This window comes from Leptolyngbya sp. UWPOB_LEPTO1, assembly GCF_017302695.1.
GTDB lineage: Bacteria > Cyanobacteriota > Cyanobacteriia > Leptolyngbyales > Leptolyngbyaceae > Leptolyngbya > Leptolyngbya boryana.
In genome coordinates this window covers 17,712-43,104 of record NZ_JAFLCJ010000007.1, presented here as the reverse complement: position 1 = coordinate 43,104, position 25,393 = coordinate 17,712, and the positions used below count along the sequence as shown (strand labels likewise).

Sequence of the window (25,393 nt, the reverse complement as noted above, 5' to 3'; positions counted from 1 at the left end):
GTCACCAGAAAGTAATATGAAGTGTTTTCCTGATCACCCTACCCGTTCCCTGCATATGACCCGGACTCATTTGACGACGATCGCAGCAGTTTTCTCATTGGGGATTGCATTACCCGTTCAGGCTGAAAATATTGATCACGTTCGGCAATTACTTTCGACTCGGCAATGTGCAAATTGCGAACTCAGTAGCGCCGGGTTAGTGTTGGCTCAATTGTCTGGGGCAAATCTCGCGGGCGCAAATCTCGCGGGCGCAAACCTGAGTCAAGCGAATCTCGCGGGCGCAGACTTAACCAATGCCAATCTCGCAGGCGCTTCTCTGAGTGGGGCAAATCTCGCAGGCGCAAAGTTGACGAATGCGAATATTCAAGGGGCAGATTTAACGCGATCGTATTTAGTGGGAGCAGATTTAACAGGCACTCAAATCGAAATGGCTGCAATTCACGGAGCCGTCGGATTACCGACTTCAGCCGGGAATGCAGAAATGTTCTATCAAATGGCGATGGAAGCTGGGAAACGGCGACAGTATGAAACCGCGATCGCGAATTTCAATCAAGTGCTAGTGCGAAAACCAGATTCTGCACCTGCTTTGATTGGGCGAGCAATGGCACGATTAGAACTGGGCGATCAAACGGGAGCCATTCAAGACTCGGAACAAGCTGCGGCTTTGTTTGAGCAGCAAGGGGATGCGGCGAATGCAAAATCAGCAGTAGCACTCGCACAAGGCTTAAAGAATCCACCTGATCAACAACGTCGAGGCAACAACTTTGGTCAGAGCTTGATCAATGTCGTGGGTGGATTACTGCAAATGTTTTTAACCCGCTAAACTGCGAGACTCAGAGCCTGCAGCATTCCAGGTCGCTTGGTTTGAAGAGCACTCAGAATGTTGCAGGTGACAGGAAAATGATTGAATCGGATCTCACGATTCGTCAAACGCTTCTAAATCTAAGAGATAAAGGTAAGGCTCTACTAATTCAGGGCGCTGAAACGCGATCGCTCTGAGCAAATGCCAATCGTTCAGCCCTTCAAATGCATCTGTATAGTCATCTTTTTCCAGCCGAGCCGCCAGCATCTCGATATCTGACTCGGTGAGCTTTGACACATCCACTTGTTTCAAACTAGACATAACCCGACGTGCCTCCAACGATTTTCCCCGTTGATCCAAATTTTACTTCACCAATTCAAACTCGATTCAGAATAAAACCTTGATTTACGATCGCAGGCTCCCCTGCCTATTTCAGGTCACAATCCGTGTCACAATAAGTAACGCGACTTAAAAATAGCCTTAACTTTTTCAGGACTTCCCGTGACCTTTACGACAGAAACAACTTCACAAAACGGACGATCCACCGCAGTTCCCGCCCGTCGGCGTGCGGTGTTTCCTTTCACTGCGATCGTCGGGCAAGAAGAAATGAAGCTTGCTCTCCTGCTCAACATCATTGACCCGAAAATTGGCGGGGTGATGATTATGGGCGATCGTGGAACTGGTAAATCAACGACGATTCGGGCACTGGCTGACTTGTTGCCAGAAATTGATGTCGTGGCAGATGATCCCTTCAACAGTCATCCAAACGATATCGAATTAATGGGCGATACGGTGCGGCAGATGATCGACCAGGGTGCGGATGTGCCTGTGGTGAAGAAGAAAGTTATGATGGTCGATCTGCCTTTGGGAGCGACAGAAGATCGCGTCTGCGGCACGATCGATATCGAGAAAGCCCTCTCCGAAGGGGTTAAAGCTTTTGAACCGGGATTGTTGGCAAAGGCAAATCGCGGCATTCTCTATGTCGATGAAGTCAATTTGCTCGATGATCACCTCGTCGATGTGCTGCTCGATTCGGCAGCATCGGGATGGAATACGGTCGAGCGGGAAGGGATTTCGATTCGACATCCAGCGCGATTTGTTCTAGTAGGCTCAGGCAACCCAGAAGAAGGGGAACTGCGTCCGCAATTGCTTGATCGATTTGGGATGCATGCTGAGATTCGCACCGTAAAGGAACCTGCATTGCGAGTTCAAATTGTGGAGCAACGGACAGAGTTTGACCAAGATCCGATGCCGTTCTTAGAAAAATATGAGCCACAGCAGAAGGATTTGCAGAAGCAAATTGTCGATGCTCAGGAGCGCTTGAAACAGATTGCGATCGACTACGATTTGCGCGTCAAAATCTCTCAGATGTGTTCGGAACTCGATGTCGATGGATTGCGCGGAGACATCGTGACCAACCGTGCAGCAAAGGCTTTGGCAGCATTAGAAGGACGAACTGAAGTCACCGTGGATGAGATTCGTCGAATTGCGCCTCTGTGTCTGCGTCACCGTCTGCGGAAAGATCCGATGGAATCGATCGATTCAGGTTACAAGGTCGAGAAGGTTTTCGATCAAGTGTTTGGAATGGAATAGTAGCTGTCTGGGTACTGTCGATCGCGCTTGATATCTTGCACGATTAAAGACATGCTCAATGCTTACACATCAATGTTGCAGAGGGATTCAACCGTGTTCCTCTGCATTTTTATATGGATATGATTTTAGAGTGATTCCAGAATCAAAAATGCTGATGACATCGAGATCGCATTGCCTCACACGAGGTTGAATCCCCGTGCTCCTCGGACAAAGTCTCTGAAGAGACTGTATCCCTGAGCAATTAGCTGTGTGCAAGAGTCCCTTGAGGGAGTTCGCATTGTTAGCACCGGGTTTTGAATCCGGTGCGGGACAGAAACGTAGCAAAGATGATGTTCAAGCGTTTTGTCAACCCGCTATCAGACTCTTCGACTTTCATTTGTAACTCAGTAGTGGATTACCACAAGTATCTAGTTCTGAATTGGCAGGAGAATCGATCGAGACATTCAATCGTTGTAAAACTTCCCCGATCGGTAACGCAAATCCTAACCCTTCAATCCCTTCACTCGCAATCTTCTCAGTCACAATCCCAATCACTTTTCCGTCTCGATTGAGTAAAGGTCCGCCACTATTCCCCGGATTGACCGCGGTATCCGTTTGAATCAAACTCCGAGAAGCATTGCGCCGAAACCCGCTGACAATCCCTTGAGTGACGGAATTGGAAAAAGATAACGGATTACCGATCGCAACAACCGATTGTCCGACTCGCACTCGATCGGTATGACAAATCGGTAAGCCAGCGACTTCGCTCATCTCACCTTCCAATTTCACCAAAGCTGCATCTGCGACAGAATCTCGCCGTAACACTCGCCCATTCACAATGCTGCCATCATAAAGTTTGACTTTGACGGAAAACGCAGACCCAACAACATGTTGATTCGTCATAATCAGTCCAGACGAATCGAGCAGAAATCCACTGCCTCGCCCGTTGGGGGTGCGAATTTGCACGATCGATGGAATGGTCTGCCCGACCAGTTGCTCTAGCGTCAGAGATGAACGACTCGGAGTTGCGATCGCTGCAATTTTATACGCCTGACTCGGAGTTTCTTCGATCGGGCGATTGAGGATTGCAACAACGCGAGGCTCAGCCAGTAAGCTTCTAAAACTGGCTCGAATCGCTTCATAAGTTGCTGCTGGATTATCAATTCCCTCTGCTTCAGCACTTCCAGCAATTTCTTGACGGTATACCACTTTATTTAAATCTCGATCGAACAACTCCCAGCGCACACTGCGATCGTCGTGCGTGTATTCCTTAAAAAACGAACTATAAGAATTGAGATTAACCTTAGTAATCGTTCCACCAATTAAAAATCGTCCGGGTTCTGAAGATGCAACTAAATCTGCAAACAGAGATTGAGGATGCGATCGCATCACATCAAAGCCGGCTTGGCTCAGTTCATCCTCCAATAAGTCTCGAACTGAGGTTTCTAATTGCTCCTCTAAGCGTTCGGTTGCAACATACCGTTGTTGCCGCATCTTCAGCAATCCGTCGTAGTGTCCTCCAATCACGACACCCGGCAATACGCCAGAGCGAATCCTAGCAATTTCAACCTTTGCACTAGATTCAATCTCACTCTCAAAAGATTGTAGCGATTCAGCCCGAACCGGAATTTGTAGCGAAAAAAAGAATAGAACAATAGCAGAAATCAGACTCCAGACGGATGCCTTTGCCATAGTTTAGTAGTAGAAAATGCAAGTCATCAGATCTTGCGTTTAAATCCCTATCTTGTCAATAAAAAAGCTGCTAGAGAGTAACGCTTCCAGCAGTTGTCGATATGTTTTAGACCTGAAAAGAGCGATACATGAGATCGCTGCAAGACATCTCTGATTGTTTTCTCACCACGGAAGGTACTGAACTTGCCCTTCTAACTCTCCATCCTGACCACACTCTACTAGAACAAGAACATCTTCAATGACCTGTCCGATCGGTGCATCTGTGCTGATTTCAATTACCCCTGGCATCGGCTGACCTTCCTTAACCCGATCGTAGGCATAGCGAGTAATCGTAGCGACATCGTGAGTGAGTAAAATACGCCCTTCTTGTGCTGCCCACTCCAAAACGGTTGGATCATCTTTACCTGACAACCCAACATCCTGCACACGAGTAATATCAAGTGTTGGATTACGCCGAAACAATCCTCGAACGATCGTATTATCGAAATTCTCGTCAGCTAGAAACTTCAGCATGCTTCCTGTGCAGGTTTGCGGGCAAGCAGGCGATCGCGCAATCCTTGTGGGTCAAATACTGCTTGATTCATTTTCCGAATCTCCTGCGATCGCTGCCGCCGTTGTTGGAGATAAGCATCCACTTCCGACTGGTGTTTAAGATAGTAGGCAATTGTGGCATAGATATCAGCCAAATTTAACGACGGATACCGATGAGCGATTTCCTCGGCTGTTACACCCTGGTTAAAGACAGCGACTACAGTATCTAAGGTTACACGAGTCTTTCCGACGAGAATTACGCCGTCTTCATTTGCTTGCAGAGGAGCCATTTCAGCAACAATTGCCGGTGTCATAAACACTTCCAATCTCAATGCTTTGATGGTAACAGAATCTCTTGATTCTCAGAATATGTCGTCTTCTTTCGCCCAGTCATCAACCCGTATTCCGCATTCCTGCAGCAATACCGTTAATCGTCAACAATGCGCCTCTAAGCAATTCACCCTTGCTGTAGCGCGATCGCACAACTCCAGAAGCCGCCAAAGTCTTATGCTGCCGCAGTCGCTTCAACAATGACACTTGCAAGAATCCCAACGGTACGATCGTTCCATTGCGCAACTGTACCGATCGCTGAAGTTCCGGATCACCATCGAGTAAACGATTGTGTCCCGTAATTTTCAGCACAAGCTCGCGCGTCAAGAAATACTCTTGTCGAATCTGCTCAAACACAGGCGCAAATCGCTCACGATCCTCAGCTTGAGTCAGCTCTTGGACATAGTGTCCAGCAATCTGCAAATCGACTTTCGATAAGGTCATTTCTACTCGCGAAATCGCCATTTTGAAGAACGGCCATTTGTAGTAAAAATGCCGCAATAGCTGCATATGCTTCTCGGGTGCTTCATCTAGAAACACATTCAACGCCGTTCCGACTCCATACCAGGACGGCAGTAAAAATCGGCTCTGAGTCCAGCTAAAGACCCAAGGAATTGCCCGCAGACTTGCTAAATCTTTCTTGCCGCCGCGACGAGCTGGACGAGAACTAATTTGCAACTGGCTAATTTCCTCGATCGGAGTCACCTGATGGAAGAAATCAATAAAATCGGCTTGCTCATAGATCAGTTGACGATAATGAGTGCGCGATCGCGCTGCCAATTCTTCCATAATTTGCTGCCACGGTGCAATCTCATCGAACTTGTTCTGCAACAAACTGCCTTGAATCACCGCAGTCGTCACCGTCTCAAGGTTATACAACGCAAGCTCTGGCAAAGAATACTTCGATGCGAGTACTTCACCTTGTTCGGTAATCTTGATGCGCCCATTCACGCTATGTCCAGGCTGCGCCAAAATTGCCTCATATGCAGGTCCACCGCCGCGACCGACCGACCCGCCACGACCGTGGAAGATCCGCAATGCCACACCATGTTCATCGGCAATTCTTTGCAACGCTTGCTGAGCTTTATGAATCTCCCAGTTACTACTGAGAAATCCAGAGTCTTTATTACTATCAGAGTAGCCAAGCATCACTTCCTGCAAAGCCGTTCCTTTATCGATCGCGTCAAAGCCCCCCGCAATCAACGCCTTGTAGAACGGCTGAGCAAACACCTGTTTCATAATTCCAGGCGCTTTCTGTAAATCCTCAACCGTTTCAAACAACGGTACGACTTGAATCGTTCCTAGCCCCGTGACGGGATCATACAGTCCGGCTTCTTTGGCAAACAGCAGCACTTCTAGCAAATCACTGACATCATGGCTCATGCTAATGATGTAAGTCCGGCAAATTTCCAGACCAAATTCTTGCTGAAGCTTGCGAACCATGCGGAACGTCGAAATCGTTTCGCGAGTGCGCTCCGAAAATGGCATCTCCGTCGGAATCAAAGGTCTTCGAGTCTGGAGTTCTCTGGTCAACCATTCACAGCGCTCTGCTTCGCTCATGTCGTTATAAGCTTTCGGCAGCACTTGCAAATATTCGACAATCTCGTTCATCGTTTCCGAATGGCGAGGGCTTTCTTGGCGAATATCAAGATGCGCCAAACAGAAGCCAAAGATTTCGACTTGGCAAATCAAATGCTCTAAGTCCCGACAGCTTAATCCAGTCGCAGCTAGATTGCTTTGAATGAGTCGCAACTCTGCTAAGAAATCTTCGCCCGATCGATAAAGCGTTGCTTCGTCAAATTCAGGCATTTCTTGCTGCAAGCCATCTCCGCTATAGAGGATGTGATTGCGATCGAGCGTATTTTCTAGGCGCTTCTGAATGTAGGCAAGCTTTAATCGATACGGCTCTTGGCGGAATCGAATCGATAAGCGATCGTACACATCCGGCATGCGTTGCTGATCTTGCTCTAAAGACTCCAGCAAATCGGGCAAGACATCACTCCAGTGCAGCGACAAACTCAGTAAATCGGTCAAACACTGAACCGATTGCACATAGCGCTCTAAAACGATGCGGCGCTGATAACATGCTGTTTGCCAGGTGACTTGCGGCGTGACCGAAGGATTGCCATCGCGATCGGCGCCCACCCAAGATCCAAACTGACAGAAATTGCGACTCGGCATTTCCATGCGCGGGAACGACTGATGCACCGCTTGCTCTAATCGCGTATACAAATGCGGAATTGCCTCAAAAATTACCTCTCTGAAGTAATGCAGTGCATGATCCACTTCATCGAGCACAGTCGGCTTAAATTGGTGCAGTTCATCAGTGCGCCACCAGAGGCGAATCTCCTCGGTTAACTGATCTCGGAGCGACTCTGTTTCCCAAGATGAGGAAAGCCCGATCGCTTTCAAACTGTCTTCAACACTATCCAACTGCCGCAAAATCTTCGCGATCCGTCGCTGTTTATCCCGAATCGTATGCCGGACAATCTCGGTCGGATGCGCCGTAAACACCAGCGATACATCCAACTGCTGAATCAACCGTTGAATCTGTTGAGGCGGCACATTCAGCTGCTTCAATCGAGGAAACAACCAGTGAAACGTGCCAATTTCTCGACGAGACGCCGCTTCATGCAGACTCCGCTCTAGGAAATCCGCTTCTGGTCGTCCCGCTTCTTCTTCTGTGGCATAACTACTGGGTGACGACGGTTTTGGCACTTCTTCAACCTGTCCTTCCCGTGCCATCCGATACTGCAACTGCTGATCGCGCTGCTCGTAATGCTGCTCGACGATATTGATCAACTGAAAATACAGCGCAAACGCCCGCGCTGCCCGGATCGCCTCATTGAGATCGAGATTCTCCACCACTTGCAGCACGTCTGATTCAGTAAAGGTCGTTGCCTGCCCTTCTGGCGAACACATCCGCCTCAACTGATTTAACAGATCGACGAGTTCCTGCCCGCATTCTTGTTGCAGCACCGCCTCCCAGAGATCCTCAACAATTCTTAGCCGATGGCGCAAAAATAAATCGGACATCAACGCACTCACATCCTCACCGATTGCGTCCGCAGAAGTGGCAAGGCTGGCAAATGATTCGTCAGAAGAAGAGGGTCGGCTCGAACTCATACAGTATCAATCCAGAGAGGTTCAACAATTTTAGGGGAGATGAGGCAGATTTGGGGAGACGAGGCTAAGAACGATCGTCCAAATCTAGATGCGGCAAGCGATCGCCGCGAAATAATTCTTCGCTAATCGTGCCAAGGTTTTGTAGGGTTTGCGCGATCGCACTCCCTCCCACCAATACCACTAACGCCGGAATTGTTGCCAAACCCAATACAACATCCGGATCAAGCAAGCCTAAAACGCGATCAGATTGAGGTTTCATAGATTGTAGGTTCCAATAGTCCAGTAAACCAGTATTTAGCGTAACAATCTTGTTCCCAACATTGTGTATTCGGCTTCAGCATTGTCAATTCTCTCAGAGTGTCTAAAGATACGGGGAGAGAAAAATCGACAGTGGTGACAAGATCGGCTAACTTCAACGATGAGGTCAAGATTTGCAAAACGGAAATTGTGAAAGTTACGGATGTTGCTATGCGCTTGGTGCCATTTGTGCTCACAATAACCAAAAAAAGCGTGTCGAAATCAAAAGTTAAGCTTAAATGCAGCAAGTTGAGATAAGGAATTAAAAGTCGGATGGGGAATCGATCACACCGTACACTCTCTTCATCATCGTCATCGGTTGGCTCTAAATTGCCCTTGCTCCCGTGGCTGCATCGTGTCATTGGGATTCCTCATCTGCATTTGCAAGCTCGCCTGCGGGGAAACAATTTGTATATTCTCGCAGAAAGCCGCGATTGCCCAAAGCGAGCGCTGATTTTTGCACAACTCGTGCGCGCCATTGCCCAAACTTCACTGGAAACGCTGCTGCCTCCGACTCAGCCCACGATTTATCAAGTCGTGCTCTATGGTCGCTGCATCGGAGAATCGCGTCCTCGGTGGGCAGAAGTGATTCATGTCGCGCAGATCGATCGCTATTTAGAAAAACTCGACGATCCTCAGAGTAAAGCCGAAGCGACCGTTGCCATCGAACTTGCAAATCTGGGTCTCGCAAAACGCGGGAGACCTGATGCGATCGCGCGGTATCTCAGTGAAGCCTTGAGTGCGTTGGGAGTCGCCGTTCGAGCCAGCGTCAAATCTGCGGCACTCCCCGACGATACAGGACTGCCTCAAATTGCGAATCTGGCTTCTGTATTAAGCAGTACCGCTTCGCTCACACCACAAGCCTTGCTAAATCGGCTGTGGGTCGTCTGCGAATCCGCGTACAGTCCCGATACGTCTTTGATGACCGAATCGATCGCGCAAAAACTCCGGGATTTGGAACTCGATGGATTTCGAGATGCGATCGTCTTTAGCCGTGTTAAGGGCGAGGCTGACCCAGAATGGGTGTTGCGGGTCGATTTGACTCCTCCTCAAGAAATGCTCAAAGATTGGGCACGCTGGGGCGATGTTGAGGCGCTGACGCGATTGATGAATGCTGCAGTTCGCGATCAGGGCGTTGAGATTACAGCGACTCTGATGGATATCACGCTGCATGTCACGGCTCAGCGAGAACATGCGCCGGAGCGAGGGCGAGTGTTAGCCGCGATCGCGCCTTTGCTCGAAACGATCGCACCCCAGGGCATTCAAGCCGTTGCGGTTTACGGGTTGCAGGGCACAGCGAATCCCATTCCCCAACTTTCGATTCCTGATTCTCCAGTTTGGGTGCAGTGGATTAATCTGCCCGCCGCAGAACATCCAGCCCTGGCTGAATCTACTCGACAACTTGCCCAACAAGGCGATTTAAGCGCGATCGCATTTCTGCTGACTCGCCAGCTCAATCCCAATCTCGATACTCAACTCGCAACAGGTGGAATTCGCCTGCAAATTCGCCAAAAAGAGGACTTATTGCACATCATGACCGATGCGCCAGTCTGTCCGTCCCAAAGCCAGGTTGGCGTGAAAGTTGCCAAATACATTCACAATCTCCGTCTCTCTGATGTGCAGGGCGTGCGAGTGTACGGGCGCAGATCCGGTCAAAAACGCCCGATCTGGAGCTATGGCATCGACTTCGTCAGCCGTGAGCAGGCTCGCTTTATTCCAGAAGCGACTCCCGAATTTGCCGCCTCGGATGCCTATGTCGGCGATTTGCTCACGAAAGAACCAGGCGCGTTAACTGTTCCCGAGTTTGACGAAGCCGACGCGACTTGGGGCGATCGCATTGTGGAAGCGATCCAGGGCGCATTGGCGCGAACTCGAATTTTTACGATCGCGTCTGACACCGCTCCCAATACTGCCCGCGCTGCTCAATCTGCGGTTCCGAATGAAGCAAAAGCAGCGATCGTCTGGAGTGTTTTAGGCATTCTGCTCACGGTTCAAACCGATTGGCTCTTGGGACAGTATGTAAAACCCCTGTTTGCCTCACAACCTGCTCCAAAGACTTCTCCTGCACCACTCTCCTCTGAGCAGATACCACTCCCCCAACTCTCGCTGCAAAAAACGGCTGGATTTGGAGAACTGGGAGCGGCTGGATTTACGCAATCTGGACAGACGTTGATGGCTCCGGGTCAAGGATCAACCGCGCTTCTTGCCTCTCCCTTGAAACCCAAAGCCGCGATCGACACAACTCGTTCGCCCTATCCCACATTTAACGCAGGGCAGCTCGACGAAAAACTCGTGCTCTACCGTCAGTATGTCAATCAAAATGGTGCGCCGGATGTCTTAATTTTGGGGAGTTCGCGTGCCATGCGGGGCATCGATCCAGTGGTTTTAGAGCAGACCTTAGCAACACAAGGTTATGCTGGTATGCGCGTGTTCAATTTTGGTATCAATGGCGCCACGGTTCAGGTAGTTGACCTAATTGTCCGGCGCATTCTTGCCAACGAAAAGCAACCGAAGCTGATCTTACTTGCCGATGGATTACGAGCATTCAACAGTGGTCGTCCGGATGCGACGTATAAAGCGATCGTGTCTTCTCCAGGTTTCCGCAAACTGCCTGAAGTGAGTACAAACACGGCTGCTACGCCCACTGAAGCATTCACGAAACCTTTAGAGACGCTGAATCGAACCAATATGACGGTGAGCGATAGCTATCAATCGTTCAATGATCATTTGCTTCGCCAAGTCGGACAATTTTCGACGGTTTGGAGCCAGCGCAATAAGTTACAAGGGCTGCTCAAGCGCGGCTTAAGTTTTGGATTTGAGCAAGCTCCGACTTCGGATGAAATTGACCCTGAATTGACGATCGCTCAAGATGGACAGGGCTTAATCGATATCAACGGCTTCCTGCCGATTTCAAATCGCTTCAATCCAGTGACTTACTATCAAAAGTATTCACGAGTCTCAGGCGATAGTGATGCTGATTATGCGAACTTCAGCTTGATTGGAGAACAGGATCAAGCCTTACGATCGCTCGTTCAGTACACCAAGAACCAACAGATTCCCTTAGTCGTGCTGAATCTGCCTCTGACGGAAAACTATCTTGATCCGTATCGCCGCGATCGTGAAAAAGAGTTCCAGGAATATCTGATGCGCCTGTCTGGAGAACTCGGCTTTACCTATCGCGACCTACTAGAAAACTGGAAAAATACGCCAGATTTCTTTTCTGACCCCAGTCACCTCAATCGCTATGGTGCTCATGCCGTCTCGACTCATATTGCTAAGGATGTATTGATTCCTTGGAGGCAGCGATAGTAGGTAGGGAGTAGAGGAGTAGGGAGATGGGGAGTGGGGAGAACTCAGATTCAGACTGCTCGCCATTCCCCTACTCCCCAAAATTTATGGAGCTAACGAGTAACCTTTACTAAAGCGCTTCTGGTATCAATCGCTCCAAATCCAAATCGGCTGCAATCTGAGCGAGCTTCTCAACATCGGTGGGATCAGCTAAATGCGGAATCAACCCCAACACAGGCAGTCCTGTTAATCGCTGAATCAAGCTCACCGATGCCCAATTCTCGATTTCTTCGATCGAACTCGATCGAATACAGTTCAGCACGATTCCGCGCAGATGCACCTTCATCTGACGCGCCAAAGCCACATTCGCCACCGCTTGCCCGATCGCTCCCAACTTCACCGGAACAACCAGCACCGCAGGTAAATGCCAATCCCACGCCAAATCTGCCACGGTTGTACTGTGTGTCACAGGCGATCCTAATCCACCCAACGCTTCGACTAGGACGAAATCTCGCTGACTTCGCAATGTCTCAAATGCCTGCCAAACTGGCTCAAGCTGAACCTGTCTGCCTTCTAGATCCGCCGCGATCGGAGGAGCAAGCGGCGCTGTAAAATGCAGCGGATTCAGCAATTCTGGCGGTTGATCTAACTGAAATAACTGACCATACGTTTCGCGATCGCCGATTCCCGTCTGCAAGGGTTTCATGACGCCGAGCGATCGCGATCGACAATACTTTTGCCAATATGCAATTAAAGCAGTCGTCAGTACCGTTTTCCCGGCATCCGTATCTGTTCCGGTGATCAAGAGTGCATTCACAATTCGTTATCCTTGGACATCAACAGTCAGCGTGAACTCCGCTGGAGCATCACTCGTTACATCAACTTGATAGCTTCCGCCTTTCGGCACAATCGCACTCCATCGCTGTAAATTCGTTGCATCTTCAACCGGGCTACCATCTGGATACCGTACCGTAAATCGTGTCCCCGGAGTAAGGGTCAAGGCTAAAGATTGCTTAGCACGAACATTGATGAGATAGCGACGAGTCGTGAGGGCATCGACTCTTTCACTCACCTTCGTTCCAGTCTGACCTTGTGGAATTTCAACTACGGCTTCCACAATGCTTGGACTTGCCGTTGGAGAAGGAGACGGCGAAGGGCTAGGAGCTGGCGTTTGCAGATTGACGTTGAGCTTGAAATCGCTCTTAGGAATTCCTTTCACCGTTCTCAATTGAATGATGTAATCCCCCGTAAACGGGAGTTCTCCTGCCCAATTCGAGACGCGATTTGATGCACTATCGACTGGATCGCGATTCGGGGCTAAAACGCTTAATAGCACACCTTCTCCACCGCCCAAACTTGCATTCAACTGCTGCCCTTGATTAGCGGGAACAATAAAATTGAGAGTCTCATTCGATTTTAATGTTCCACTGCGAGTCGCTGCACCTTGAACAAAATCAAGTCGCTGACTATACGTGACCGGATCAGGACTCGGAGTTGTAGTCGGAGAAGGTTTTGGAGTCGCAGTTTTAGTTGGACTTGGAGACGGAGTCGTTGCGGTAGGAGTCGGAGACGCGATCGGGGCAGGAGTCATCAAAGCACGGGTGATTGTCCAAGCGCCCAGTCCTGTCAGCAGCACTAACCCAGTCCCGATCGCGAGCACCGCCCACGGATCATCCCAAAGCGAACTTCTCGATGGAATCGAAGGATCATTGCGATTTTGCAAACTCGTCGGCGCAACCGTCGTACTATCGCGCCGACCCACTGCCAAGGTTTCTGCTCTAGAGACATTCGTCGGTGGCTGCGCCTGAGTGGGCGGAGGGGTCGCTGGCAGCGGAGCCATCGTTGCCGGACTTTGTAGAACTTGCAAGACTTCGGTTGCAGATTGATAGCGATCGCTGACTCGATAACTCAGCATTCGATTCAGCACCTGTCCAAACGTTGGCTCTAAATTGACGAATCGCTGCCAACGCCAAGTCATCGTATTTTCGTCGAAGAGATCCTGCGGTTCGCGTCCCGTGAGCAAAACAACAGCGGTGACTGCCAACGCATATAAATCGCTATTCGGATAGGCTCGACCCGTCTGCATTTGTTCGGTCGGAGCATAGCCGAGCTTACCAACCGTCGTATGCTGTTTGACCGTATCTTGTGCCTGAATGCGAGTCGCAAGATCTTTGACCACGCCAAAATCGATCAAGACGGGCAGTTTATCGTGATCACGCAGAATGATATTGTCCGGAGCAATATCTCGGTGAATAATCCCTTTGCCGTGAATATATGCCAACACAGGTAAAACCTGCTTCACAAGCTGCGTGACTTCTGCTTCTGAAAAAACATACCCGCGCGATTTGCGTTCATCTAACAGCGATCGATAGGTTTGCCCTTCGACATAATCTTGCACAATAAAAAATCGCTGATCCTGCTCAAACGTCGCACGAAACTGCGGAATCTGAGGATGCTGAATTTGGTAAAGCGTTTGGGCTTCGCGCTGAAATAATTCTTTGGATTTCTCTAGCGCGTAAGGATTATCTTGAGGCGGCGTTAATTCTTTAATCGCACAAGCTTCGTTAAATCGTCCTTGATCTTCGGCAAGATAGGTGCGACCAAACCCTCCCTGTCCCAACACGCTGAGAATCCGATAGCGACTTTGTAAAACAGTAGCTGGGGGAATAGGTGGCTGCATGGTCGATTCCGATACGCACAAGGATAAAGGGCAATTCTATAGAACCGGAGTTCCAAGTATTTACTTATAGCGTATAGCAGCCATTTTGGGTTAGCGGTGAAATATGAAGCTGAGTTTCGTTTTTTGTTTGTAGAAAGAGACGATCGGGCATGTTAGAAACTGAAGTTTTTCAACACTCTGCAATGGGAACTCAAGCTGGAGTTGGAATGAGTCATCTTCGCAATGTGACTCAAGCAGCAAAAGAGGCTGTTCAAAAAGCGATGACTGCTGCGAATATCACACAGCCAGATTTCGTTTTTCTCTTCGCCTCGCTTGGATATCACCAACAGAAATTAGTACAAGTCGTGCGGCAAGAGACAGGCAATTGCCCGCTGGCAGGATGCTCTGGGCAAGGCGTGATTGTCCAGAATGAAGCCGATGAATCGAATTTTTCAGTTGCCGTGATGGTGATCCAGTCCGATGAACTCCGCTTTACGAATCGCTACGCCGTCGGACTCAAAGAGCAGCCAACCGAAACAGGCCAAACGATCGCCAGTAAATTGCTGATGGATTTTAGCGAACAAGCTCAAGCCATGTTTCTTTTCACAGATGGCATTACGGTGAACTTCGATCGCTTGATGACCGGGATTGAATCAGAATTTGCTCAGCAGGGTTACACTGTTCCGCCGATTTTAGGAGGCGCAGCGGGCAGCGATATCGAAATGAAAGCAACCTATCAGTATTGTGATGATCAAGTCATTTCAGATGGTGTAGTTGCCACGTTGCTCTCTGGAGATTGCCAAGTGATTTGGGCACTCAATCATGGCTGTGTTCCGATCGGTCAAGAGCGAAAAATTACCCGCGCCCAAGGCAATAAGATTTTTGAAATTGATCATCAGCCTGTGTTTGAGGTGTTGCGTGAGTATCTCACAGAAGAAGAAATTCAAGCCTGGGATCGCACAATCGTTGCCTTCTGTTTCGGGTTAAAAGCTCCGAATTATGCTCAAGATCACGATGAGTTTGTGATTCGCTACTTGCCGAGCAAAGACGATGTTGCCGGATCTGTAACGCTGCAAACTGACGTTGTAGAAGGAAGTAGTATTTGGATTACTCGCCGCGATCCGGAGAAGATTGCTCAAGGCATTGATACGATCGCCGAACACTTAAACACTCAACTGCAAGCCCAATCCGCGAAGTTGATTTTCCAATTCGACTGTTATGGACGTGGAAAATCTGTGCTGGGGGAATTAGAAAAACAACGGCTTGAGCAGAAACTCCAGCAACAGATCGGCACTTCTCTCCCTTGGATTGGGCTATATACGCATGGTGAGATCGCTCCGATCAAAGGCAGAAACGGATTTCACAATTACACGTTAGTCTTAGCTGCCATTTACTAGACGATCGATCACTAGATGGTCTGCTCAAGAACGGCTTTGAAACTTGCTCTATATCCCAAACTGCTATGGTTCCTGCCACGTCTCTCGATGCTGAAATTGCCCATCTGCGCGCCGAAAATCAACGGCTCTCCGAACAGGTCAAACGTCTCGTGCGTGCAGAGCGCCGGATGATCGAATCTCAAGATCGACTCGATGGGCAAATCAGCCTCTACCGTCAACTCAATGAAATTGGGAAACGGGTGAGCCAGTCTTTTTCAATTAGCGGAATCTTGCAGGAAACTCTCCAGTTTATTGTTTACGATCGCAATTTTCAGCGCTGTTTAATTTTGCAGCGTCAGCATGAGCAATTTCAGTTGGTGCAACACGAAGGCTATTACGAAGACGATAACATCGTCGATTCGCTGGCGCTAGATTTGCACCACCCTGCTTTTCAAGCATTTGTCTCGAATCAGCTGATCGGTCTGATCGACAGTCCGAATCCAGCGCTTCGAGATCTGGGCGATCGCATTGGCATGGATGAGTTTATCGGCTTTATGATCGCAGAGTCTGAGTTCTTAATTTTACTAGGCAATGCCCGGGAGCGAGCCAAATATCATCACCGGATTCAAAGCGATGACGATGCAATTTTAGGCTTGATCAATTTGATGCAGACAATCCAATCTGCTATTAGTCAAGCGAATCTCTATACTCAGATTCGCGATCGCGCCGAGGCTCTAGAACAGACTCTACAAGAACTCCAGCACACCCAAAGCCAACTGATCCAAAGCGAAAAAATGTCGAGCTTGGGACAGTTAGTTGCTGGCGTTGCGCATGAAATTAACAACCCCGTTAGTTTCATTTATGGCAATATTTCGCATGCCAGTGCGTACGCAGCCGATCTGATTGAATTGGTCAAACTCTATCGCAAGGCTACCGATGCTGAATTGATTCAAGAGAAAGAAGAGGAGATTGATTTAGAGTTTCTGATGGAAGACTTGCCGAAGTTGCTCACATCAATGACGATTGGAGCCGATCGGATTAGAGAAATTGTCGCTTCGTTGAAGATTTTTTCTCGCATGGATGAGCCAGACTGTAAAGCCGTCGATCTTCAGGCTGGGATCGACAGTACATTGATGATTTTGAAACATCGACTCAAAGCAACTCCAGATCGAAAAGCCATCACTATTGTCACAAACTACGCCGATTTGCCTTTGATCGAATGTTTTGCAGGGCAACTCAATCAGGTGTTCATGAATCTTTTGAGTAATGCGATCGATGCTTTAGAAGAGTTGTGTGAGCAAGATTCTAGCTTTTCACCTCGCATCGAAATTACTACAGAGATGATCGAGAGTACGGTGAGAATTTGCATCCATGACAATGGTTCTGGAATTCCAGAATCGATTCAGTCTAAACTATTCGATCCGTTCTTTACAACCAAACCTGTCGGAAAAGGGACAGGCTTGGGGCTTTCGATTAGTCACCAGATTGTCACAGAGCGGCATCACGGCAGTTTGGAGTGTATTTCTAATCCGATTCACGGAACAGAATTTATCATTACGATTCCAGTCAAGCCAGCTTAAATCTTGGCAAACTGGATGCAGTATTTTACGAATCCTATGCCGAAGCTGACCCATCTCCTGATTTATCCGATCAAATCTCTCGATGGCATCGCTGTAGATCACGCCAAGATTCTGCCCGGTGGCGCATTAGAGCACGATCGAGAATTTTGTATCGTTGATCGTGCCAATAAAATCGTGAATGGCAAACGAACTGCGGCAATTCATCAGATTCGATCTACGTTTGATCTCAAAGCCCGGATTGTCACGCTTGCGATTCAGAACGAGCAACCTGTCAGTTTCCATCTCGATCACGGTCGCAGGGGGATTGAAGGCTGGTTGAGCGATTATTTTGGCTTTGCGGTGACGTTGAAACAAGATCTCACGACCGGATTTCCCGATGATCCCGTTTCACCTGGACCGACTCTGATCAGCACAGCTACATTGGAACGCGCCGCATCATGGTTTGCAGATATCACAGTTGAGGAAATGCGATCGCGACTCCGCACCAATTTAGAACTCGGGGATGTCGCCGCTTTTTGGGAAGAGCGCTTGTATTCAGCCGATGAAACGCCTGTCCGATTTGAAATCGGGGAGGTCGAGCTACAAGGCATCAATCCCTGTCAACGCTGCATTGTTCCCACTCGGGATGCGCGTTCAGGCGAAGCTTATCCTCAGTTTCAGAAGACGTTTATGCTTCAGCGCCGAGCAGAATTTCCCGCTTGGGCAGATGAGACTCGATTTACTCATTACTACCGCATGGCAATCAATACAAGAATTGCGCCAACTGAAGCGGGGAAAATTCTAAGAATTGGGGATATCTTATCTTGCGGGTCGAGTTGATCCGGCAACGACATTCAATCGTTGTGTCACCATTGTCATTCCACCATGCCGTACCAAAACGGCTGAAATCCACTGCGCGCCAGCTTGATTCGGGGCTTTGCCAATCTTAAACAGTCCACCCGAATTCAGCACATCCAGATCAGCCGTTGCAGGCTTCAGATACCCTGCCGAATTCACCGCTTCTTGCACGACTGTACCTAGCAGTAGGTCGTTTTCGAGGGGTTCTTGGACGATCGCATCAAAGCTAAATTCTTGTCCTACCCGCACCTGGTCAGGCAGATTAATATTGACGGAAGGTGGCTTATCTCCGGTTGTAATGAGATTTTTCTCAGACAGAATTTCTTGTTTGACGATTTTTTGATTCTGAAATTGCTGCCGCGATCGCAAGGTTGCATCCAGTTTCACTTGCTGTCCGTTTTGCGCTTGCGTTCCAGTAATCCGAGTGACCGTTTCTGCTTGAAACCCGTTACTACTCGGTTGCCAAGACTGCAATTCGGTCTTGTACGTTAAGTTGGAATACTGCTTCCAAAGTTGTGTCAAAGATTGCTCTAAGCTCTGACGATTTAGCCCGTCGGAATGCGTAAAGTTTGGGCTATAAAACTGAAGTACGGCTTGTGCATTTCTGCTATTTGCAGCGGCATCAATTTTTGATAAAACTTGTTTGAGTTCTGCGGGCGCGGTTTCGGGAGTGGCAGCCGTGGCTCGATCGCTGAGTTGAGCGCTGGCGATCGTCAAACTCAATCCGAGAAAAAATAGGATTTGCCAAGACCGAAGACGCAATAGGGCAGAAAGTCTCATAGATTACTCTCAAAGGCAATGGAAAAGCTTCTAATCACTATACACGCGATGTCGAAAATCATCTGGATCTAGGGTGATAAGAATCATTTTGGTCGCGCTCATGCGTGGATATGTAACGTGCGATAAACTTCTACGCTTTTCTGGGTGCTACGCGAATATTTGAACTGTGTTGCAAGGGATGAAGTGAGATCGTGATTCGATCACACAATGATTCCTAACCTCAACCAAAAATAGTTCTTTCTTATTCCCTACTCCCTAATCTCATCCCTTCCATACATCTCCGGAAAACGTTCTTGAAGCGTGGCAATGGGTAACAGCAGATTATCTTCAATTCCTTGACGCACTGACACACTGCCAGCGCCCTCATGTTTCAGTAGTTCGACTAGAAATTTGTTTGCATCATAGTATCGGCGTAGAGCCTGTTTCTGCGCTTCAGTAAACTGCCAATTGTGCCCGATATTGCGATGCTTGATCGTGACCTGACGCAATGCTTCAGCCCAAGCCTGCCCATTGCTGTGCCACCAAGACATTGACGCTTGACAGTTCTGAGTAGAAAACCCTTCTGGTAGTTGCGATTTAAGCTGTTGAAGCTTAAGCGCTAATTCGGAATTGGGAACACGAGCCAGAACACGGTATAGATCACAGTCAAGGTTAAGGTCGAGAACACGAGCAAGATCAAGGTCAAGATTGAGGTCAAAATCGAGGTCAAGGTCAAGATCAAGAAGACGGGCAAGGGTGTGGCTACGGGGGCGGTAGAGAGTGCGGTAGAGATTGGGATCGCAGACGAGATCAAAGTAAAACGCTCGAATCGCAACAGGTTTATGTGATGTATCAATCAATTCAGTCTTTTCGCGAACCCAGTTCAGAAATTCCTGTATTTTGTCATCCTGCACAAGAGTATTATCGATTGCCTGTTTCATCAATTTGAGCAATCTATCTGCTGGTTGAGACTTGACAAGTTGCTTCAGCACTTCTTGCCATCTAGAATGTGCAATCCTCTGAGCAAGCTGCTCAGAAGAAAGTTGAGTCAGCCATCGAACTGTGAAGTGTTCCTGGAAGGTGAGATGAGAGAATGACCATAATTCATCAGCTCTTTCGACGAGTAATCCATGCTGTGCCTCGATTGCTCTCAATACAGCTTCTCCTTCTTGTACATTGGAAAGTTTGAGGATTTGAGCAATTTGAATTGCCAAATCTTTCTGCTCAAATAAAACGAAGTTCTCTGGATTCTCAAATTTCCATGCTGCAATTTCGGTGAGAAGTCGCTCTTTCTGCTCAAGCTCTAGTTTCCTATACACTTCATTGCCACCTTCCCATCTAGAAATCTCCTTACGATCGTTCCATTTCTCCAACAGCAACCGAATACCCTTTTCATAGAGCAAAGCCGTCTGGGTAGGCAATTCTCCTGAATCCTGAAACACCCAACACATCAAACTCAACAGCACAGGCGTTACGGTCAGTTCTTTCAAGGCTGGATTCGCTTCTATGGCATCTGAAAATTCTTGCCACTGCTGTGCGATCTCGCTCTCGGTCAGCCCACTCGCACAAACCCAATTCTCCACAAATGTCTTGACCTGTTCCGAGTTAAAGTCTGCGACCTCTACGGAAGCAAAGCCTTGCGGGATCGTTTCAATAATTTGCGTCCGGCAAGTTAGCGTGAACCGATTGCCCTCATGTTTTGGTTCTTGAGCAAGATCACACACCTGATCTTGCACATTACGTCGAAAGCTACTGGTCGGGACTTCATCAAGTCCATCCATCAAAACCAGGAGTTTCCCTTGCACTAATAGCTTTTGCGTTTGCTGAGGGTCTAGCGCTAATTGCTCCGAAATCGCATCTAATAAATTCCATTCCTCAGATTGAATCTGCCGTAGTTCAATTAAAACTGGAATTAAGTCTGGCTGAAATTTACCCTTACTGCAATCCACCGCCAAATGCTTGAGAAAAGTTGTTTTCCCTGCCCCCGGTTTCCCTAAAATCAGCAATCGAGTGTTTTCATGTGCAACTGCCATTCCCTCATTGCGCTTAATGCGATCGCCCAATCCTAATCGATCGTTCCGCAAATCAAACTTCTCCAACATCTTGTCTTCTGAAACCAGAAACGTTCGAGGAGAGCGATTCAGCAACCACACATCCACATAAAGCTGATCAACTGTAATCTCAGTTTGATTCAGAAGTTGAATCGTGCTGTATTGGGAGAGAATCTTTTGGCAACAGCGCGCTCGAATTTCTTCAACCCATTGCTTCATCTCCGCAGCGACTTTTCGGATATTCTTGACAATTTGCGTCCATACTTCGTCTTCGTCTTCCCATTTGTTAACAGGCTTAATACCTCCACCTGTCACAATTGGAAGTCCTTGGAGTTTGCCAAAAGGCGCAGATTCCCAATCACAAGAGCGCAAAACAATCGGAATTACGCGAGCCACTTTTTTATCGTGAAGCTCGATCGCTCTCTTCATCTCTCTTTCGTAGCAGTAATCAGAAGCAAGAAAATCGGAACTAACCAGCAGTAAGATCAGGTCTGCCTTATCCAAATTGCTGTCAATTTCTTGTGCCCATTCAGTTCCCGGTTTGATTTCGCGATCGTGCCAAGCCTCAATGACACCTTGACGTTTCAAGAGGCTGAGGTGAGTGTCGAACTTTTCGCGCAGGCTCTCATCTTTGTGGGCATAGGAGATAAAAAGCTTCATGGGTCGGAACTGCATTAAGCGATCGAGAAAGCAAGGGCAAACGACTCTCTCTTCCCAATTTAGTCAATCCTAAGTCTTTTGGTTCAACTCAGGAAAAACCACGTGATCGCACATCTTCCGAAAAATTCATCACTTCTCAGATAAAATCAGCGCTGTTACAGATCAACAGCACACGACTTTTAGAATGACCCGCGATCGCAATGAGATTCAGCAGGAAGCACAGCTAATTCTCGATACACTTGCCTTTACGCCTTTTGAAAACTGCATCCCTTTGAGTCGTGAATTTGACGATATCCCTTCTCGCCTAGGATTGTATGCTTTCAGACATCAAACAGAGGGATTGCTGTATATCGGCAAAGCAAAGAATCTTAGAGATCGATTGAAAGGAGGACACAAAGCCTATCTATGGGGATGGCTCGATCGTTATGATCCAGATCAGGTGCGGATCGCTTATCAGGTCATTCAGCAATGGCAAAGACCAGGGTTATCATATGAGCTAGAGACGCTCATCCTGCAAGCTACGAATCCACCCTATAACGTGATGATTCCAAGAGAGCTATGAATCCGACCTTAAGTAAACAGCATCTTTCAGCAGAATCGGTTCAGCAGATCTTAGAAGATATACCTGATTATGTGAAAGCTGCCCTAATCAAGAAAACAACTGAATTAGATTGCCCAATCGAAGCCGTTGTTGAGATGGCGATCGCGTCCTTTCTAGATGAAGAAGCATTTAGTTTTGAGGACTGCTTGTTGGCTCAGCGATCGCAAACGACTTAAAGGACTTGGCATCAATCCTCTACAAATCGATCAATCTGCAACATAAATCCTGGTAAAACTGCTTCACCAGAAAATTGCGTCGGCAGCGATCGCACTTCTCTCAGTTGTCCTTGACGATAGATTTCAATTTCTTGATTCTGAGGATTCACCATCAAACCCAACTGAACACCACTCGTCATATACTCCTGCATCTTTTCCTGCAATGTCTCCAAACTGTCAGTTCGCGATCTCAGTTCCAAGACAAAATCAGGTGCAATTGGAGGAAATTTCTGACGCTGTTCAGCAGTCAGAGTTTGCCAGCGCGATCGCTCAACCCACGCCGCATCAGGAGAGCGGTCGCCCCCTTCTGGCAGCTTAAACATCGTTGAAGAACTGAACACTTCTCCGAGTCCAGTTTGACGATTCCAAATGATCAAGTCAGCAATATAGCTCGCTTCTCGTCTTCCGCTATCACCGCCAACTGGAGACGTAAGAATCAAAGCTGCTTTCGCATCTCGTTCGATCATTAAGTCAGGATTGCTCATACAGAGCAGATAAAACTGCTCATCTGTAAAGTGAACCTGGCTCATATCAACTTTGAGAGGAAGCGTCAACGAAGCCATCATGTCGTTTCCAGTAACTTTGGACATGCTTTGAATATAAGCTCAAATCTTTTTATCGCAATGGACCCGATCGTAGAATACTAATAATCAACCAAAGCCCCAAGAAACTCGCGGCTGCAAACAAGACATCACTCACCCAATAGACTTGACTCGACTGCGTATTCGCAGAAATAATCGCTGCACCCATAATCAATGAGCCAACAACGATACTAAAAGACACCCGATTCGCAGCAGAATCGACCGTGCGTCGCATTGGTTCTGCTTCTCGAATCGAAAAATTCCACTGCAAGGTTTCAGACGTGACACGATCGAGCAATAACTCAACCTGTCTCGGCGACTGCAACGACAGATTTTTCACATCCAACACCGTTCGCAACAAGGCAATTAAGGGCGCTTCTCCAACAATCTGCCGCTGAAACACTTCGGTCATCATTGGGCGAATTTTATTGGGAATGTTGAAATTCGGGTCGAGCGATCGAGCAATGCCTTCTAAGTTCGCGATCGCTTTCGCACATAGCCCCAAATTGCCGGGAACTCGCACCTTATTGTCTCGAACAATTTGCAGCACTTCGTAAACGAGCTTACTAAAGTTGACCTGCGAGATATTCAAACTGTAGTACCGACGCAGTAACCGATCGAACTCAGTTTCGAGCTTGACCCGATTGATCGGTTGAATCGGTGGCGCAAGTTGCAGCACGAGTTGAGTACATCTTTGGGCATCCAGATTGACGATCGCGAGTACCAATTCCAAAATCAACTGCTGTGTTCTTGGATCGAGTCGTCCAACCATACCGCAATCGAGCAATGCCACCCGCCCATCCTTGAGATAGAACACATTCCCAGGATGCGGATCAGCGTGGAAGAAGCCATCTAAGCAAATTTGCTGGAAGAACGCTCTGAGGAGTAACGTTGAAATTTCTTCTCGTCGCTGGAGATCGACTACACCTTCAGCAGCACTGATGGGCGGAAATGCAGAAAGTACCGCTACACCATCTAGCCATTCCATCGCAACGAGTTTATCAGTTGTATATTCCCAATAAATCTCAGGAACCACAAGCTGAGAGGCATCAAACCAGCGAGTCCCGCTCAGATTCTGCCTCAGTTGATCGGTATATCGAGCTTCTTGAGTAAAATCGAGTTCGTTTCGTAGCGCTTCCGCGAATTCTTCAGCGATCGCCACAATATCGTAGTACTGTCCAAAATCCGTCTGGGCAACCAGTCTCGCCATCAAACGAATCAGCGCAATATCTTGTTCTACAACTGCCGAGAGTCCTGGACGTTGAACTTTTAGCGCAACGGCTCGACCATCTTTGAGAACGGCGTAATGCGTTTGAGCGATCGAACCCGCTGCAACAGGCATGTAGTTCACTGAAGCAAAAACTTCTTCAAGGGGCTGACTAAATTGTTTTCGCAGCACTACTTCAATTTCTGCCCAATCCACCGGAGGAACTTCTGCTTGCAGCGTTGACAGAGCATCAATATATTCAGCAGGCAAGAGATCAGGACGAGTACTCAGCAGTTGCCCCAGCTTCACATACACGGGCCCCAAATCTACCAAAATATTGCGAAGCACAGCCGGGGGCGGCAATTTTGGCTCATCAACTTTTCCTCCAGTTAAGAGCCGCCGCATAAAATCCCATCCGTTCCGAAGCACTACTTCTAAGATTTCACCTTGGCGCGAACTGGTTTGGACAAGTCTGGAAAACATAGAAGCAATTCCAAAAGTTAATGCAAAACGGCATCAGAACAGTGACTTAAAACTAACGTAGATCTCCACCGTTCAGCCATCCTCTTCCGGGGGAAAACTGAGGGCGAAATCCGTCAATCAAATGATCGGCAACCCGATAGCCCCGATTGCAAGAAAAACAGTTAGGCTATGAATACTGTGATTGAAGTTGCCTCGTCCTTCAATCTGTTTAAGCTTTTTCGGAGGCGCGCATGAATCGATTTTGGAGTGTTGCAAGCAAAGTTGCTGGAAGCCTATTTCTCTGCGGAGGCGGCGTGATCTCGATCGCGCTTTCTCTGTCGATTTTGGCGTTCCAACCTCCAACCTGGGCATTTACGATTCTTTTGATTCTGCTGGTATTTTTTGGGCTGACACCCAGCGCGATCGGCGGACTTTTGCTGTATGCCAGTTCTAAAGCGCATCGCCATGCCATTCGCGATCGCTTTTTCCAACTGTTGCGGATCAAGCAGGGCAGGATTTCACTGCTCGATTTTTCCAGAGCCACCCGCCTCGAACCGGAAATCGCTCGCCGTCATTTAGATCTTTGGGCACGCGAATATGATGCGAATTTTGAAGTGAGCGATGCAGGCGAAGTGTACTACGTGTTCTCAACCGAGCAGTTGCATCTGCCAGAGAGCCAGCCGTTTGAAGTGATTCGTCAAGTTGTGCGCGATACTTGGCGATCGTTGTAACTCCTTGCTCTCGCTCAGAGTATTCAGGCTGCAGTT

General features: G+C 48.2%; 21 protein-coding genes. 9 read left to right on the top strand and 12 right to left on the bottom strand.

Annotation, left to right across the window (positions count from 1 at the left end):
• The first annotated feature begins 55 nt into the window (after positions 1-55).
• Positions 56-823, top strand: a complete 768-nt coding sequence (locus J0L70_RS12610) for a pentapeptide repeat-containing protein (protein WP_268241971.1) — start codon at positions 56-58, stop codon at positions 821-823.
• A gap of 93 nt (positions 824-916) precedes the next feature.
• Here the strand turns inward: J0L70_RS12610 and isiD are convergent, their stop codons facing one another.
• Positions 917-1,123, bottom strand: a complete 207-nt coding sequence (gene isiD / locus J0L70_RS12605; RefSeq protein WP_017287157.1) for a protein IsiD — start codon at positions 1,121-1,123, stop codon at positions 917-919.
• Between the two features lie 180 nt (positions 1,124-1,303).
• On the opposite strand from isiD, the gene bchI reads away from it, so the two are divergent.
• Positions 1,304-2,395 (top strand): magnesium chelatase ATPase subunit I, encoded by a 1,092-nt coding sequence (gene bchI, locus J0L70_RS12600; RefSeq protein WP_017287156.1) that lies wholly within the window; start codon positions 1,304-1,306, stop codon positions 2,393-2,395.
• A 372-nt stretch (positions 2,396-2,767) separates the two neighbouring features.
• Here the strand turns inward: bchI and J0L70_RS12595 are convergent, their stop codons facing one another.
• The 5 genes from J0L70_RS12595 to J0L70_RS12575 all read right to left on the bottom strand — a co-directional run bounded on the left by J0L70_RS12595 (position 2,768) and on the right by J0L70_RS12575 (position 8,312).
• A complete protein-coding gene (locus J0L70_RS12595) occupies positions 2,768-4,066 on the bottom strand; it encodes a S1C family serine protease (protein ID WP_287454824.1) in 1,299 nt (432 codons plus the stop codon).
• A 162-nt stretch (positions 4,067-4,228) separates the two neighbouring features.
• Positions 4,229-4,579, bottom strand: coding sequence for a DUF5615 family PIN-like protein (locus J0L70_RS12590; RefSeq protein WP_017287154.1), 351 nt, complete (start codon positions 4,577-4,579; stop codon positions 4,229-4,231).
• Positions 4,573-4,911 carry a DUF433 domain-containing protein gene (locus J0L70_RS12585; protein WP_017287153.1) on the bottom strand — a complete coding sequence of 113 codons (339 nt, stop codon included), beginning with the start codon at positions 4,909-4,911 and terminating at the stop codon, positions 4,573-4,575. The genes J0L70_RS12590 and J0L70_RS12585 overlap by 7 nt, the downstream gene beginning before the upstream one ends.
• 79 nt (positions 4,912-4,990) lie before the next feature.
• Entirely contained in the window at positions 4,991-8,053 is a 3,063-nt protein-coding gene (gene ppc, locus J0L70_RS12580) for a phosphoenolpyruvate carboxylase (protein WP_287454822.1), read from the bottom strand.
• A 64-nt stretch (positions 8,054-8,117) separates the two neighbouring features.
• Positions 8,118-8,312 carry a hypothetical protein gene (locus tag J0L70_RS12575; RefSeq protein WP_287454820.1) on the bottom strand — a complete coding sequence of 65 codons (195 nt, stop codon included), beginning with the start codon at positions 8,310-8,312 and terminating at the stop codon, positions 8,118-8,120.
• 311 nt (positions 8,313-8,623) lie between these two features.
• Between J0L70_RS12575 and J0L70_RS12570 the strand changes: the two genes are divergently transcribed.
• Complete coding sequence (locus J0L70_RS12570; protein WP_287454819.1) at positions 8,624-11,659, top strand: hypothetical protein; 3,036 nt, start codon at positions 8,624-8,626, stop codon at positions 11,657-11,659.
• A gap of 109 nt (positions 11,660-11,768) precedes the next feature.
• Here the strand turns inward: J0L70_RS12570 and bioD are convergent, their stop codons facing one another.
• Together bioD and J0L70_RS12560 are read right to left on the bottom strand one after the other, a co-directional pair.
• Positions 11,769-12,455: a dethiobiotin synthase gene (bioD, locus tag J0L70_RS12565; protein WP_287454818.1), complete on the bottom strand. Its 687-nt coding sequence runs from the start codon at positions 12,453-12,455 to the stop codon at positions 11,769-11,771.
• A gap of 6 nt (positions 12,456-12,461) precedes the next feature.
• Positions 12,462-14,318 carry a serine/threonine-protein kinase gene (locus J0L70_RS12560; RefSeq protein WP_287454816.1) on the bottom strand — a complete coding sequence of 619 codons (1,857 nt, stop codon included), beginning with the start codon at positions 14,316-14,318 and terminating at the stop codon, positions 12,462-12,464.
• Positions 14,319-14,467: 149 nt separating this feature from the next.
• On the opposite strand from J0L70_RS12560, the gene J0L70_RS12555 reads away from it, so the two are divergent.
• From J0L70_RS12555 to J0L70_RS12545, 3 genes are all read left to right on the top strand, one after another.
• Entirely contained in the window at positions 14,468-15,694 is a 1,227-nt protein-coding gene (locus J0L70_RS12555) for an FIST signal transduction protein (protein WP_287454815.1), read from the top strand.
• Positions 15,695-15,759: 65 nt separating this feature from the next.
• Entirely contained in the window at positions 15,760-17,253 is a 1,494-nt protein-coding gene (locus J0L70_RS12550) for a sensor histidine kinase (protein ID WP_268241966.1), read from the top strand.
• A 36-nt stretch (positions 17,254-17,289) separates the two neighbouring features.
• Positions 17,290-18,072 (top strand): MOSC domain-containing protein, encoded by a 783-nt coding sequence (locus tag J0L70_RS12545; RefSeq protein ID WP_287454813.1) that lies wholly within the window; start codon positions 17,290-17,292, stop codon positions 18,070-18,072.
• Here J0L70_RS12545 and J0L70_RS12540 read toward each other — a convergent pair.
• Together J0L70_RS12540 and J0L70_RS12535 are read right to left on the bottom strand one after the other, a co-directional pair.
• The gene (locus tag J0L70_RS12540) at positions 18,052-18,870 is read right to left on the bottom strand and encodes a DUF8623 domain-containing protein (protein ID WP_190647662.1); all 819 of its coding nucleotides are present in this window, start codon (positions 18,868-18,870) and stop codon (positions 18,052-18,054) included. The genes J0L70_RS12545 and J0L70_RS12540 overlap by 21 nt on opposite strands.
• A 248-nt stretch (positions 18,871-19,118) precedes the next feature.
• A complete protein-coding gene (locus J0L70_RS12535) occupies positions 19,119-21,560 on the bottom strand; it encodes a TIR domain-containing protein (protein ID WP_287454812.1) in 2,442 nt (813 codons plus the stop codon).
• 184 nt (positions 21,561-21,744) lie between these two features.
• Between J0L70_RS12535 and J0L70_RS12530 the strand changes: the two genes are divergently transcribed.
• Together J0L70_RS12530 and J0L70_RS12525 are read left to right on the top strand one after the other, a co-directional pair.
• Complete coding sequence (locus J0L70_RS12530; protein ID WP_017287142.1) at positions 21,745-22,122, top strand: GIY-YIG nuclease family protein; 378 nt, start codon at positions 21,745-21,747, stop codon at positions 22,120-22,122.
• Positions 22,119-22,337: a hypothetical protein gene (locus J0L70_RS12525; RefSeq protein WP_287454811.1), complete on the top strand. Its 219-nt coding sequence runs from the start codon at positions 22,119-22,121 to the stop codon at positions 22,335-22,337. The genes J0L70_RS12530 and J0L70_RS12525 overlap by 4 nt, the downstream gene beginning before the upstream one ends.
• Before the next feature lie 11 nt (positions 22,338-22,348).
• Here J0L70_RS12525 and J0L70_RS12520 read toward each other — a convergent pair whose 3' ends face one another.
• A complete protein-coding gene (locus tag J0L70_RS12520) occupies positions 22,349-22,966 on the bottom strand; it encodes a Uma2 family endonuclease (protein ID WP_502711029.1) in 618 nt (205 codons plus the stop codon).
• A gap of 25 nt (positions 22,967-22,991) precedes the next feature.
• Positions 22,992-24,647, bottom strand: a complete 1,656-nt coding sequence (locus tag J0L70_RS12515; RefSeq protein ID WP_287454810.1) for an ABC1 kinase family protein — start codon at positions 24,645-24,647, stop codon at positions 22,992-22,994.
• 230 nt (positions 24,648-24,877) lie between these two features.
• Here J0L70_RS12515 and J0L70_RS12510 point away from each other — a divergent pair, with 230 nt between their 5' ends.
• The gene (locus J0L70_RS12510; RefSeq protein WP_017287137.1) at positions 24,878-25,357 is read left to right on the top strand and encodes a hypothetical protein; all 480 of its coding nucleotides are present in this window, start codon (positions 24,878-24,880) and stop codon (positions 25,355-25,357) included.
• The last annotated feature ends 36 nt before the right edge of the window (positions 25,358-25,393 follow it).